General features: G+C 67.8%; 13 protein-coding genes. 7 read left to right on the top strand and 6 right to left on the bottom strand.

Annotated elements, in window-relative coordinates:
* Window positions 1–5: 5 nt before the first annotated feature.
* Window positions 6–497 carry a VOC family protein gene (locus PMI01_RS14745; protein WP_007670139.1) on the top strand — a complete coding sequence of 164 codons (492 nt, stop codon included), beginning with the start codon at window positions 6–8 and terminating at the stop codon, window positions 495–497.
* A 113-nt stretch (window positions 498–610) separates the two neighbouring features.
* Here the strand turns inward: PMI01_RS14745 and eutC are convergent, their stop codons facing one another.
* The 3 genes from eutC to PMI01_RS26105 all read right to left on the bottom strand — a co-directional run bounded on the left by eutC (window position 611) and on the right by PMI01_RS26105 (window position 3,926).
* The gene (gene eutC, locus PMI01_RS14740; protein WP_007670136.1) at window positions 611–1,375 is read right to left on the bottom strand and encodes an ethanolamine ammonia-lyase subunit EutC; all 765 of its coding nucleotides are present in this window, start codon (window positions 1,373–1,375) and stop codon (window positions 611–613) included.
* Window positions 1,372–2,754 (bottom strand): ethanolamine ammonia-lyase subunit EutB, encoded by a 1,383-nt coding sequence (locus PMI01_RS14735; protein ID WP_007670134.1) that lies wholly within the window; start codon window positions 2,752–2,754, stop codon window positions 1,372–1,374. The genes eutC and PMI01_RS14735 overlap by 4 nt, the downstream gene beginning before the upstream one ends.
* Window positions 2,755–2,954: 200 nt before the next feature.
* Window positions 2,955–3,926 carry a GlxA family transcriptional regulator gene (locus PMI01_RS26105; RefSeq protein ID WP_007670133.1) on the bottom strand — a complete coding sequence of 324 codons (972 nt, stop codon included), beginning with the start codon at window positions 3,924–3,926 and terminating at the stop codon, window positions 2,955–2,957.
* A 110-nt stretch (window positions 3,927–4,036) separates the two neighbouring features.
* Here PMI01_RS26105 and PMI01_RS14725 point away from each other — a divergent pair, with 110 nt between their 5' ends.
* Window positions 4,037–4,954: an alpha/beta fold hydrolase gene (locus PMI01_RS14725; protein ID WP_007670132.1), complete on the top strand. Its 918-nt coding sequence runs from the start codon at window positions 4,037–4,039 to the stop codon at window positions 4,952–4,954.
* 113 nt (window positions 4,955–5,067) lie between these two features.
* Here the strand turns inward: PMI01_RS14725 and PMI01_RS14720 are convergent, their stop codons facing one another.
* The gene (locus tag PMI01_RS14720; protein ID WP_007670130.1) at window positions 5,068–5,964 is read right to left on the bottom strand and encodes an alpha/beta fold hydrolase; all 897 of its coding nucleotides are present in this window, start codon (window positions 5,962–5,964) and stop codon (window positions 5,068–5,070) included.
* 156 nt (window positions 5,965–6,120) lie between these two features.
* Between PMI01_RS14720 and PMI01_RS14715 the strand changes: the two genes are divergently transcribed.
* The 5 genes from PMI01_RS14715 (at window position 6,121) to PMI01_RS14695 (ending at window position 10,218) form a co-directional block, all read left to right on the top strand.
* Window positions 6,121–7,005 carry a 3-keto-disaccharide hydrolase gene (locus tag PMI01_RS14715; protein ID WP_007670128.1) on the top strand — a complete coding sequence of 295 codons (885 nt, stop codon included), beginning with the start codon at window positions 6,121–6,123 and terminating at the stop codon, window positions 7,003–7,005.
* A gap of 43 nt (window positions 7,006–7,048) precedes the next feature.
* Entirely contained in the window at window positions 7,049–7,537 is a 489-nt protein-coding gene (locus PMI01_RS14710) for a hypothetical protein (RefSeq protein WP_007670126.1), read from the top strand.
* Between the two features lie 137 nt (window positions 7,538–7,674).
* Window positions 7,675–8,241, top strand: coding sequence for a carboxymuconolactone decarboxylase family protein (locus tag PMI01_RS14705; protein WP_007670124.1), 567 nt, complete (start codon window positions 7,675–7,677; stop codon window positions 8,239–8,241).
* Window positions 8,234–9,433, top strand: coding sequence for a patatin-like phospholipase family protein (locus PMI01_RS14700; protein WP_007670122.1), 1,200 nt, complete (start codon window positions 8,234–8,236; stop codon window positions 9,431–9,433). The genes PMI01_RS14705 and PMI01_RS14700 overlap by 8 nt, the downstream gene beginning before the upstream one ends.
* Window positions 9,434–9,435: 2 nt before the next feature.
* Window positions 9,436–10,218: a 3-hydroxybutyrate dehydrogenase gene (locus tag PMI01_RS14695; protein WP_007670120.1), complete on the top strand. Its 783-nt coding sequence runs from the start codon at window positions 9,436–9,438 to the stop codon at window positions 10,216–10,218.
* Window positions 10,219–10,263: 45 nt separating this feature from the next.
* On the opposite strand, the gene PMI01_RS14690 is transcribed toward PMI01_RS14695, so the two are convergent.
* Both PMI01_RS14690 and PMI01_RS14685 read right to left on the bottom strand, forming a co-directional pair.
* Window positions 10,264–12,135, bottom strand: coding sequence for an acyltransferase family protein (locus PMI01_RS14690; protein ID WP_007670118.1), 1,872 nt, complete (start codon window positions 12,133–12,135; stop codon window positions 10,264–10,266).
* A gap of 229 nt (window positions 12,136–12,364) precedes the next feature.
* Window positions 12,365–12,802 (bottom strand): hypothetical protein, encoded by a 438-nt coding sequence (locus PMI01_RS14685; protein WP_007670115.1) that lies wholly within the window; start codon window positions 12,800–12,802, stop codon window positions 12,365–12,367.
* Window positions 12,803–13,164: the final 362 nt, after the last annotated feature.

Below are 13,164 nucleotides of genomic sequence, written 5' to 3'. Positions count from 1 at the left end.
GGAGATTGCGCGCGGAACGCGAGGACGGCGACTCCGCGTTTCGACGGATCGGCGTTTGGGCGACCAGCGTTCACTATTTCGGCGCCGCGCCGCGGGTCTGCTATGAAGACGGCATGATCACCATCGACTACCTCGACCACCTGGTGCTGACCGTGGCCAGCCTGGAGGCGACCACCGCCTGGTACCGCGACGTGCTGGGCATGCGGGTGGAGACCTTCGGCGAGGGCCGCACGGCCCTGGTGTTCGGCGGCGAGAAGATCAACCTGCACGAGGCCGGCAAGGAGTTCGAGCCCAAGGCGCTGAGGCCGACGCCGGGCTCGGCCGACCTGTGCTTCGTGTCCTCGACGCCCATCGAGGCGGTGATCGAGCATCTCGGCGCGCTGGGGGTGGCGGTCGAGGAAGGGCCGGTGAAGCGGACGGGCGCGTCGGGGCCGATCCTGTCGGTCTATGTGCGGGACCCGGACGCGAACCTGATCGAGATCTCGAACCTCCTCTAGGTCCTCCCCCTGTGGGGGAGGCGATCGCGAAGCGATCGGTGGGGGGATTATTTGTGAGGTGGAATCACTCCCCCCTCCGGCCCTTCGGGCCGCCTCCCCCACAGGGGGAGGACCTAAGGAAGCGCAGGCGCGCCCCCCAGCAGCGCCGTGTCGCTCTCGTCCTTCAGCCCCACGCCCGTCAGCCCCAGCCGCAGCGCCTCGCGGGTGTGCCAGGCCAGTTTGAACGCGGCGGCCGCGTAGCTCAGCCCCTCGGCCCGGATGTTGGAGACGCAGTTGCGCATCGCGTCGGTGCGGCCGACCCGGGGGGCGAAGGTGATGTAGGCCCCCAGGCTGTCGGGCGACGACAGGCCGGGCCGCTCGCCGACCAGCAGGATCACCAGCCGCGCGCCCAGCAGCTCGCCGACCGCGTCGCCCAGCGCCACGCGGGCCTGGCGGGCGACCACCACCGGCCCGACACGCCAGCCGGCCGCGCGCACGGCGGGCAGCAGGGCTTCGACCAGCGGCGCGGCGTGGGCGTGGACGGCGGTGCTCGACAGGCCGTCGGCGATGACGATGGCCAGGTCGCAGGACCCCGGCGCCAGGGCGGCGCGCCCCGCCGCCGACAGCGTCCGCCCCAGGTCCGGCCGGCGCAGGTAGGACGCCCGGTCCGGGGCGGCGCTGTCGACGATGGTCGTCGCTAGGCCCAGGGCCTCGATCGCCGCCGCCACGCCCTCGGCGTCGAACGCCGCATGCACCGCGTCGCGGGCCTGGGCGTGGGCCAGGGCGAAGGCCAGCACCTCGGCGGTCGGCAGGCTGGAGCCCGTGCGGCCCAGGGCGATGCGGGCCGGGGTGTGGCGGCGCAGGGCGGTCCAGGGATCGGGGGTGACCGGCGCGCTCAAGTCCTGGCCCCCGCCGTCAGCAGCGGATGACCGGCGACGCGCGGGGCCAGGCGGCCGTCGGCCCCGACGATCCGCGCGCGTTCCAGCCACGCCTCGAACTCCGGCGCCCGCTTCAGGCCCAGCAGCTCGCGGACATAGAGCGCGTCGTGGAACGAGGTCGATTGATAGTTCAGCATCACGTCGTCGGCCCCCGGCACGCCCATGACGAAGGTGACGCCCGCCGTGGCCAGCAGGGTCAGCAGGCTGTCCATGTCGTCCTGGTCGGCCTCGGCGTGGTTGGTGTAGCAGACGTCCACCCCCAGCGGCGCGCCCAGCAGCTTGCCGCAGAAGTGGTCCTCCAGGCCGGCCCGGATGATCTGCTTGCCGTCATAGAGGTATTCCGGCCCGATGAAGCCGACCACGCTGTTGACCAGCAGCGGTTCGAAGGCCCGGGCCACGCCGTAGGCCCGGGCCTCCAGGGTCTGCTGGTCGATCCCGTGGTGCGCGCCGGCCGACAGGGCCGAGCCCTGGCCGGTCTCGAAATACATGACGTTGTCGCCGACCGTGCCCCGGTTCAGCGAGCGGCCGGCGTCCAGCCCCTCCTTCAGCAGCGCCAGGGTCACCCCGAAACTGGCGTTGGCCGCCTCCGTACCGGCGATCGACTGGAACACCAGGTCGACCGGCGCGCCGCGCTCGATCAGCTGGATGGCCGTGGTGACGTGGGTCAGCACGCAGGACTGGGTGGGGATCGTAAAGCGCTGGATCAGGTCGTCCATCAGCCGGGTCAGGTCGGCCAGCACCGACAGGTTGTCGCTGGCCGGGTTGATGCCGATCACCGCGTCGCCGCAGCCGTAGAGCAGGCCGTCCAGGATCGAGGCGGTGATCCCGGCCGGGTCGTCGGTCGGATGGTTGGGCTGCAGGCGCACGGCCATGGTCCCCGGCAGGCCGATGGTGTCGCGAAACCGCGTCGTCACCCGGCATTTGGAGGCGGCCAGGATCAGGTCCTGGTTGCGCATCAGCTTGCTGACCGCCGCCACCATCTCCGGGGTCAGGCCCGGGGCCAGCTGGGCCAGGGCGGCCGGCGTGGCGATCTCCGACAGCAGCCAGTCGCGGAACGCGCCGACCGTCAGCGACGCCACGGGCGCGAAGGCCGCCGCGTCGTGGCCGTCGAGGATCAGCCGGGTGACCTCGTCGGTCTCGTAGGGGACCAGGGCCTGGTCCAGGAAGGCCTTCAGCGGCGTGTCGGCCAGGGCCATCTTGGCGGCGACGTTGTGCTGGGCGCTGGTGGCGGCGATCCCGGCCAGCACGTCGCCCGAACGCAACGGCGAGGCCTTGGCCATCAGGTCGGCCAGGCCCTCGAAGGTCCAGGTCGTGGCTCCCAGCGTCGCGCGATAGGTCATGCGGCGAAGGTGGCGCCGATGGGGGCGGCTGGGAAGCCGGCGAGGTGGCGGTTGAGCTTTGAGGACGCCCTTGCCCCATCGTTGATCTCGTCGCCGCCGTTTCGCCTACGCGACGCGCGCGCTTCCTCCTCAACGTCCGTCATCCCGGGCCTTGCGCCGATAGAGTTCGGCGACCTTGGGTGATCCGCCTCACCGGGCGCCTATCGGCTCTCACGCCGATAGGCGCCCGGCGGCATGCCCATGGTCTTTGAGAACAACCGATTGAAGGAGGCCTCGTCCTCATAGCCGACCCGGTGGCAAACCTCGGCGACGCTCATATCGGTCTCCTCCAAGAGCGTTCGCGCGATCGCCAGGCGACGATCCTTGAGCCACTGACCCGGACTGAACCCAATCTCGTCGGCGAAGCGACGGGCCATGGTGCGTGGCGTAAGCGTCAGGCGGCTGGCGAGCGCGGTGAGGTCCAGGGATGCGATGTCGTCGAGTGGGAGCGCGTCGAGGCGCTCGCGCAATGAAGCGGCTTGTGGCGCGAACTCAGCCAGGTCGATCTCATAGGGCGTCTGCAGATGGCGAGAGGGCGGCAGCACGAGGAGCTTTCGCACCCAGCGTTCCTCATCCTGAAAGCCCAGGTCCTTGAGTAGCGCCTTGGCCAGTTCGAGTCCCGAAAATCCGCCTCCGCACGTATAGAGGCGGCCGTCGCGCACGAGGAGGCGCGATGCGTCCCAGCGAACCTTGGGGAACAGCCGGCCCACGTCGTCCTTTAGCCACCACGACACCGTGGCCGCCTTGCCATCGAGGACCCCGGCCTGGGCTAGGAAGTAGCTTGCCGAGCAATGCGCGGCGATGATCGCTCCGGCTTGCCGCGCATGCGCGATGAACGGCGCCGCAAGACTGGATTCAGCGTCGAGATCGGCAAGGAGCGCGCTCCGCTCCATGCCGGGTACGGCGAGCAGGATCAGGACGTCAGGTGTCCGTGAGGGCGTTTCGCGCGCCGCGAACGAGACGCCCGAGGCCGCGGGCGTACACCCTCTTCGGGAGACGAACTCGAAGCTGAACACCGCCTCGCGACGCAGCGTGTTCACCAGCTGGAAGATCTCGGCCAAGGTCGCCGCGACCGCCGCATAGAAGGTTTCCGGCAGCCAGATCACCACATGGATGGGCGGTTTCGTCACCATGTCTCGCTCCGGATTGATTGGCATAATTTGCACATAGTTTGTCAATTTTGCCAATTCGAACAGGACACCCTCCGCACTAGCCTCGTTCGCAAGTGACAAGGAGCGGCCAGGTGATCTTGCGAATTCTCTTGATTTTGACGGTTTTGACCTTCGCCTCGCGCGTGGAGGCGGAGGAGCCGGGCTTGCCAGAAGCGTTCCGATCGCAATCGGTCAGCGTGGATGGCGCGACGATCTTCGTCCGGACGGCAGGCACGGGTAACCCGGTTGTTCTCCTGCATGGTTACGTCGAGACAGGAGACATGTGGGGGCCATTGGCGCGGGAACTGGCCGCGACCCACACGGTGATCGTCCCGGACCTGCGCGGTCTGGGTCGCTCTTCAAGACCGGTGAGCGGCTATGACAAGAAAACCCAAGCTCGCGACATTCGAGCTGTCGTCACCGCGCTCGGCTTCGACAAGGCCGCGATCGTCGGTCACGACCTCGGTGGTATCATCGCCTATTCCTATGCGGCTCAATATCCCGACAAGGTCACAAGCTTGGTCTTCATGGAGGCGCCCATTCCAGGGGTCGGGCCGTGGGCCGAAGTCGCGGCGATGCCGGCGCTTTGGCACTGGTATTTTGGTGGTCCGGACGCTGAACGGCTCGTGGCCGGTCGGGAACGCATCTATTTCGACCATTTCTGGCGGTTTGCCGCCGATCCATCCAAAATCTCGGAGGCCACGCGCGATCATTTCGCGCGGCAATATGCCGAGCCGGGCGCGATGCGCGCCGGTTTCGCGCAGTTCGCCGCCTTTCCCCAAGACGCCAAGGACGATGTCGAGCTGAGCCGCGTGCGGCTCAGGCTACCCGTCCTTGCAGTCGGAGGTGACAAGGCCTTCGGTCACTACACGGCCCGGTTTATGCGCGCCGTCGCCGACGACGTGCATGAGATCGTTCTCCCCGATACCGGCCATTGGCTGATGGAGGAACGGCCTGATGTCGTCGTGCCCATGATCGTCGACTTCCTCCGCACAGACGAGGCCGGCTGAGGCTCCGCACCTGCGGCGGACAAATGGATCCCGGGCACGAGGCCCGGGATGACGGTATTATTCGAAGAGTGCTGACGGGGACAGGCCCATGGGCCTGTCCCCAACTTCATCCCCTAGACCAGCTGCCGCGCCCGCGCCGCCGCCGTGTTCACCGCGTCGATGAAGGCGTCGTGCACGGCGGCCGGCAGGTCATGGCCCATGCCGTCGATGATCCGCAGCTCGGCCCCCGGGATGGTGGCGGCGGTGTCCTTGCCGCCCTCGACCCGCACCAAAGGGTCGTCGGCGCCGTGCAGCACCACGGTCGGGGCGGTGATGGTCTTCAACGCCTCGCGCCGGTCGCCCGAGGCGATGACGGCGATCATCTGGCGCAGCACGCCGGCCGGGTGGTAGGCGCGCTGGATGGCGGCCCGCAGCAGCGGCCGCTCGGTCTGCGGGTTGACCGGCCAGGCCGGGCTCTGGATGGCGACCTGGGCCTTCAGCGCGTGCTCGGTCAGGCTGTCGAGGTCGGTGGCCGCGGGCCGCGCGAACAGCACCGCCTGGGCCTCGGGCGAGGCCGGCGGCACGGCCGGGTTGCCGGTGGTCGACATCACCGAGACCAGCGACAGCACCTTGCCTGGATGGCGGGCGGCCAGCATCTGGCCGATCATGCCGCCCATCGACACGCCGGCGACGTGGGCCCGCGCGATCCCCAGGGCGCCCAGCAGGCCGGCCGCGTCGTCGGCCATGTCGGCCAGCAGGTAGGGTGCGCCCGGGTCCTGGCCGCCGGCCAGCGCCCCGAACACCGTCGGCAGGTCGGGCGTGACCACCTGGTCGAACCCGGTCGACAGGCCGATGTCGCGATTGTCGAAGCGGATGACCCGGAAACCCTCGCCGACCAGCCGGTCGATCAGCGACACCGGCCAGCGGGTCAGTTGCTGGCCCAGGCCCATGATCAGCAGCAAGGGTTCGCCGGTCTCGGGACCGAAGGTTTCATACTCGATCTCGATACCGTTCGCGGGAGCCTTGGGCATGGGACGTCCTCTCGTTGAGCCGCGAAGTCTAACGGTTGTTTGAGCTTCGCCAAGCCCCTCGACCTCGCGCCGGTCTACGACCATGCGCCGCTTGAAGAGACAACGCTGTCAGCTAGTTTCCTCATCGGCCGCCGACCCACGGGCCCTGGAGGAAACATGCTCAAGACCCTGGCCATCGCCCTGGCGCTCGCCGCCGCCACCCCCGCCGTCGCCGAGACCCTGGTGCTGACCGACGTTCCCAAGGCGACCGGCCCGGCCGTGGCGCTGTTCGACGGCAAGGACCTGAAGAACTGGAACGCCTGGCTCGGCTATGCCGACCCGGCCCTGACCTACACCCATCCCGCCGTCGCCCCGATCGGCGCGACCGCCCGGAGCGCCGAGATCTTCAAGGTGGTGACCGAGGACGGCCGGCCTGCCCTCTATGTCAGCGGCAAGACCTGGGGCAGCCTGGTCCACAAGGGCGACTTCCACGACTACCACCTGCGCCTGCAATACAAGTGGGGCCCCGGCCGCTGGGCGCCGCGCCAGACCCTGCCGCCCAACAACGGCCTGCTCTACCATTCGCACGGCCCGCTCGGCGCGGTGTTCGGCACCTGGAGCCGGGCGGTCGAGTTCGAGATCATGCAGGGCTCGATCGGCATGGTCGTGCGGGTCGGCGACGCCGTCAGCGCCCAGGTCAAGGCCGTCGATGACCCCAGCCTGATCGCCCCGAAGCTGCGGTTCTCGACCGTCGGGCGCGACGTCACCGTGGCCACGCCGAACTGGAACGTCGAGGCCGCCCGCGACGCCGAGAATCCGGCCGGCGAATGGAACACGCTGGACCTCTACGTGCTGGGCGACCGCGCCATCCACGTGGTCAACGGCGTGCCGGTGATGGAGGTCCGCGACATGCGGTCGACCGACGCCGACGGCGTGGAGGGCGGCCCCGCCCTGCCCCTGACCCACGGCGCGATCCAGCTGCAGTCGGAGGGGGCCGAGACCTTCTTCCGCGACATCGTCCTGGAGCCGATCACGGCTCTGCCGAGGATCGTGGCGAAGTAGGGTTCAACTTGACCGCGATCCAGGTCGTGGCAAGCTCGTGACCATGCTTGGTCTCCCGCTGTTCCCAGCCGCTCTGGTCGCTCTGCTCCTGAGCCTGCCCGTCGCCGCCCCGGCCTCGGCCCGGGCGGAGGCGATCCTGGGCGCGCGGGCGGAGAACACCCTGAGGGTCGGGCCCTGGTCGGTCTGGTGCGCGCGGGACGGTACCCTTTCGGGCCTCGACCACGAGGAATGCCGCAGCTGGATCGAGCGAGGGGGCGGTCAGATCAGCGCAACGCGCACCCATGACGAAATGATTGTGTCGTTCCACGGAGCCCTGTGCCGCCGAAAGGCTCCGATACTCCTGGCGCCCGCCCAGGTCCTGTCGCGGCGGGTTCTCGCCCAGCCCAGGCTGGCCGTAGTTCGCCTCGAAAGGGCGCTGCGGGTGGCGGCCGACGGTTGCGGCGCGCCGCGTCAGAGCTTCAGCCGCGCCGACCTGCGGACGTTGCTGAAGATGACTTCGGGGCTGTCGGACCGCGACTTCGGCAAGGGCTGAGAAAGCTTGGCGGAGGTCGGCGACGCGCGGGCAATCGACATGATCTCGCCATATCCATGTTGCACTGCACCATAAGCTGAGCAACGATCCTGCGTTGCGAAGCCCGTGGCCTCTCCTCGCTCGTCGAAGGATTCCGCATGCGCCTGCCCCTGATCGCTCCCGCCGACCTCTCCCCCGAACAGAAACCCCTCTACGACGACATGCGGCAGGGGATCGCCGGCCACTTCAACGCCTTCAAGGTCGAGCGCGAGGACGGCGCGCTGATGGGGCCGTGGAACCCCTGGCTGCATGAGCCGGCGATCGGCAAGGCGATCTGGGACTTCACCCTGGCCATGACCGCCAACGCCGTGCTGCCCGACAACGTCCGCCAGATCGCCATCCTGGTGGTCGGGGCCCGCTACGACGCCGCCTACGAGATCTACGCCCACATCGCCGTGGCCGAGCGCGACGGCATGCCGGCCGAGCGTCTGGCCACCCTGGTCGCCGACCTCAAGCCCAATGACCTGGCCAAGGACGAGAGCGTCGCTTTCGACGTGGCCTACGCGCTGAGCCGCGGCGGCGTCCTGCCCGAGCCGCTGTACGCCCTGGCGGTCAAGACCTTCGGCCAGCACGGCGCCAACGAGCTGATCTATCTGGTCGGCCTCTACGCCCTGGTGTCGGTCACCCTCAACGGCTTCAACGTCCCGGTGCCCGAACGTGAATAGCCGCCCGCGCAAGCCGGTCGCCCCGCCCGAGCAACCCAAGCCCAACGCCACCGCCTTCGAGAGCGTGGCCCTGCTGCTGCAGGGCGGCGGGGCGCTCGGCGCCTATCAGGCCGGAGTCTACGAGGCCTTGCTCGACGCCAATGTCGAGCCGACCTGGATCGCCGGCATCTCGATCGGCGCGATCAACAGCGCCATCATCGCCGGCAATCCGCGCGAGACCCGCTGCGACCGGCTGCGCGAGTTCTGGGAGCTGGTCAGCCAGCCCCACGACGGCGGCTGGGCCAGCGCCTGGACCGGCCTGGTGAACGGCGACGCCGCGCGCGGCTGGGTCAACCAGCTGGCGGCCGGCCAGATCGTGGCCAAGGGCGTGCCCGGCTTCTTCGCCCCGCGTGTCCCGCCGCCGTTCCTGCGCCTGGCCGGCGCTCCCGGCGCGGCCAGCTGGTACGACACCTCGGCCCTGCGCCCCACCCTGGAACGGCTGGTCGACTTCGACCGCATCAACGCCAGGACCATGCGCTTCAGCGTCGGGGCAGTGAACGTCCGCACCGGCAACTTCGCCTATTTCGACAACGAGACCGACACCATCCGCCCCCAGCACATCATGGCCAGCGGCGCCCTGCCCCCGGCCTTCGACGCCGTGGAGATCGACGGCGAGTTCTACTGGGACGGCGGCATGGTCTCCAACACCCCGCTGGACTGGGTGCTGTCGGCGCGCTCCGACCTCGACACCCTGATCTTCCAGGTCGACCTGTGGAGCGCCCAGGGCGTGCTGCCGCGCGACCTGTCCGAGGTGGCGGTGCGGATGAAGGAGGTGCAGTTCTCCAGCCGCACCCGCGCGGCCACCGACAGCTTCAAGCGGACCCAGAAGCTGCGCGCCACCTTCAACGAACTGCTGGCCCTGATGCCGCCGGAACTGGTGGCCACGCCCCAGGCCCAGCTGCTGGCCCAGGCGTCGGACCCCGCCGTCTACAACATCGTCCAGCTGGTCTACCGCTCGGCCACCTACGAGGGCCAGTCGAAGGACTACGAGTTCTCGCGCCGGACGATGGAGGAGCACTGGGAGGCCGGCCGCCGCGACGCCCTGCTGACCCTCTCCCACCCCGAGGTGCTGACCCGGCCGGCCGGGGCCCACTCGGTCGAGACTTACGACTTCACCACCCCCAAGCCTTCCTCCTCCCCCGGAAAGGACTGACCATGAGCCTTCAAGACAAGGTCGCCGTGATCACCGGCGCCGCCAGCGGCATCGGCAAGGACATCGCCAAGGAATTCCTGGCCCAGGGCGCCAAGGTGGCCATCGCCGACCTCAACCTCGAGGCCGCCAACGCCACCGCCCTGGAGTTCGACCCCAGCGGCCAGCGCGCCTTCGGCGTGGCCATGGACGTCACCGACGAGGCCCAGGTCGAGGCCGGGATCGCCGCCGTCGACGCCCGGTTCGGCGGCATCGACGTGCTGGTGTCCAACGCCGGCATCCAGATCGTCGGCGCGCTCGACACCTACAAGTTCTCCGACTGGAAGAAGCTGCTGGCCATCCACCTGGACGGCGCCTTCCTGACCACCCGCGCCTGCCTGCAACGGATGTACGCCCAGGGCCGCGGCGGCAGCATCATCTATATGGGCTCGGTGCACTCCAAGGAGGCCTCGGTGCTCAAGGCCCCCTACGTCACCGCCAAGCACGGGCTGGAAGGCCTGGCCAAGGTGGTCGCCAAGGAAGGCGCCCCGCACGGCGTGCGCGCCAACCTGATCTGCCCCGGCTTCGTCCGCACGCCCCTGGTCGAGAAGCAGATCCCCGAACAGGCCAAGGCGCTGGGCATCAGCGAGGACGAGGTCATCAAGACCGTGATGCTCAAGGAAACCGTCGACGGCCAGTTCACCACCGTGGACGACGTGGCGCGCACGGCGGTGTTCCTGGCCGGCTTCCCGACCAACGCCCTGACGGGTCAGTCGGTGGTGGTGAGCCACGGGTGGTTCATGCAGTGAGGAGGGCGGCCGGACAGTGGCAAACCGCCGGCCGCGCCGTCCCCGTCAGGGCAGTTGCCCCGTCGAAACCAGTCGCTCGACGACGAGCTGGGATCCCCGTTCCGTGAGGTGGCCGTAGTCGAACTGGACGGGCTCGCCCAGGGAGTCCACCTCGACACAGGTTCCGCCCGGACACATGGTCTTGAGCAGCGATATGTATTTGACGTGCCGACGGCCCGCCAGCGTGGCGAGGCTTCGGTCAAGCTTGCTGACGTCGATGCGTTGGCGCGCCACGAGATCGGGGTCGTGAAAGCGGTCGGCGATCGCCAATAGCCGGGGCAGTCGTGATCGATATTCGGGAATTGGGCCAACGAGCACCACCTGGATCCCCTTGCCGGTCGCCCAGTCCAGCGTCTTGCTCAGTCGGGGAAGATCGCTGGCTTGCCAGCGAGCGGCGATCACCAGGGTGTCCACCTGGTGATCCTGCAGGTACTGCTTGAAGATGCGATCCATCAGGTCGACGCATCGCCGCTCAGCGGACGACGCCTGGTCGATGGTCGGTTTGCAGCCAGACGCCGTCGCCTGCATGACGTTCACGGTCGGCAAGGCCGTGTGAAGCCCCCACCACAGATGCGCCGCATGGCTGTCGCCGATGAGCAAGTAGTCCGGATTCGACGGCTTCTCGGACAGGCAATAGTCCTTGAAGTCCTCCACCTTGTAGGCCGAGGCGATGAAGCAGTCGCCTTCGCGAAACCCCTTGTGATCGGTTTGCGCCAGCATTTCGCCGATCTTCCTGGCCTGCGGGGAGTAGCGATACTCAAGGCCCCTGTCGAACTGGCCCAGCATGCCCAATCCGACCAGCGCCGTGGCGACGACGGCCGCGAACTTGAACAGCGAGGGTCGCGGCAGGCGCAACGGCCCCTCGCGGAAGGGCCTTTCAACGTACCGCCAGGAGATGACGGCCAGGACGAACGACACCGCGATCATCGAAATCTTGATGACGGGAGCGGGCGCCCCCTGGAGCAGGTGGGCGTTCATCTGGGTGAACACGATGACCGGCCAATGCCAGAGATAGAGCGAGTAGGAGACCAGGCCGACGAAGACCACGGGCCTCCAGGACAGCAATCGGCCCGCCAGGGTTGTCCCGCCCTCCCCCGCGCTGAGGATCAGCGCCGCGCCGACACAGGGGATCAGCGCCGCCGGCCCGGGGAAAAGCATGGACTCGCGAAACAGCAGCACGGCGCCGCCGATCAACGCCAACCCGACGGCCGCGGCCACGTTCCGGATCACGGGGCCGCTCAAGGCCGGCGTGATCTTCAACGCGACCATCGACCCCAGCAACAACTCCCATGCGCGGGTATGCGGCAGGTAGAAAGTCGCGACCTTGTCGGTGAAAACACCCACGGTGCTCAGAATTAGAGACACCAGGGCAATGGCGACGATTACCAAACCGACCCGGCTCGGCGCTTTCTTGTGCAGGAAAGAAAGCAGTAGAGGAAATACCAGGTAGAACTGCTCTTCGACCGATAGCGACCACGTGTGCAGAAGCGGTTTCGACAGAGCGCCGGCGTCGAAATAGTTGAACTGTGTCCAAAAATATATGTTCGAAAACGACAGTATGGATGCGGCCAGGCTCCGAGAGTAGTCGATATACTCAAACGGCAACAGAACCATGTAGGCCACGACGGTGGCCGCGATGAGCATGGAGCACAGGGCCGGTGCGATCCGGCGAATACGACGCTCGTAAAATCCGAGGATCGAGAACGATCCGCCTTTGATTTCGGCGGCGATGTTGCTCGTTATCAGGTAGCCGGAAATGACGAAAAAGACGTCGACCCCGACAAAACCGCCAGGAAGGCCGCCCAGTCCCGCATGATAGGCGACGACAGGAAGCACCGCGACCGCCCGTAGCCCGTCAATGTCCGTTCGATAGCGCATGGGGCTCCGCTCAATTCGCCAGCAATCAGCCCTAGGTATACGGGAACGGCAAGAAGGGTGTGCGTGAACTTTTTCAACTATCGCGATCTGTACCCGTGCGGGCGTTTTGGAGTCCGCAACCGATGCTTTTATTGGCGATCGCCGCCCGCGCCACCCGCCACATCGCCGCGCGCCACCGCCGCGGACGCGGCGCGCGCGGCGGCGCCCCTGGCCGGCTTCCCGACCACGACTAGGTCGGCTGCGGGCAGAGGAAGCTGGCGGTGACGTTGCTGAGCGGGCCGGGCCATTCGCCGAACATGATGGCGCCGCTGTAGGCGTAGAGGGGCGAGGCCGGGAAGCACAGGTTCATGTTGAATGTCAGGAACTCTTCGGCGCCCTGGGCGATGATCGTCAGCGGAAAGCCGATCAGGGGGGCGTTGTCGTAGATGAACATCAGCCCGGTGAAGGGCGAGATGACCGGGACCGCCGGGTTGGGAAACGACAGCGTGCCGGTGACCGGAACCACCTCGCACCGCGCCGTCGAGGCCACGGCGGGATCGCCCTGCGTCGCCGCCTTCAGATCGGGCACGACGATCGTGAGGTCATATTCGAAGCCGACCTGCTCGTCGGGACCGGCCATGATGGCCGGCTGGTAGACCGTCAGGTTCAGGGTGATGGTTTCCGGCATCGTTTCATCCTCGGTCCAGGGTTCGGGCACGGGATCGTGTGAAGCCGCGCACACACCTTATGGTGGCTTATTGTGACGGAACGCACGTTTTGAGGGAAACGCTTCGAGGCCTCTCGTCCGGTTTCGCGGACGACGAACGGCGATATTGCTGAAAGAGCAGGCGACTTGCGGCATCCGTGGGCGGTATGGGGCCGGTCGCCCCTTTCACCCCTGATTGCGTGAAGCGGTCGGCGCCGCCAGGCGGCCAAGAGCCATGGCGGAGAATTGATCAATATTGACAATCTTTGCCAAAATGCCACCTTCTCCAGGTGAGGTGCACGATGGCGACCATGAATGTTTCCCTGGCCATCGCTTACCTGCAC

It is taken from the genome of Caulobacter sp. AP07 (assembly GCF_000281955.1).
GTDB lineage: Bacteria > Pseudomonadota > Alphaproteobacteria > Caulobacterales > Caulobacteraceae > Caulobacter.
This window is presented reverse-complemented; position numbering and strand designations above follow the sequence as displayed.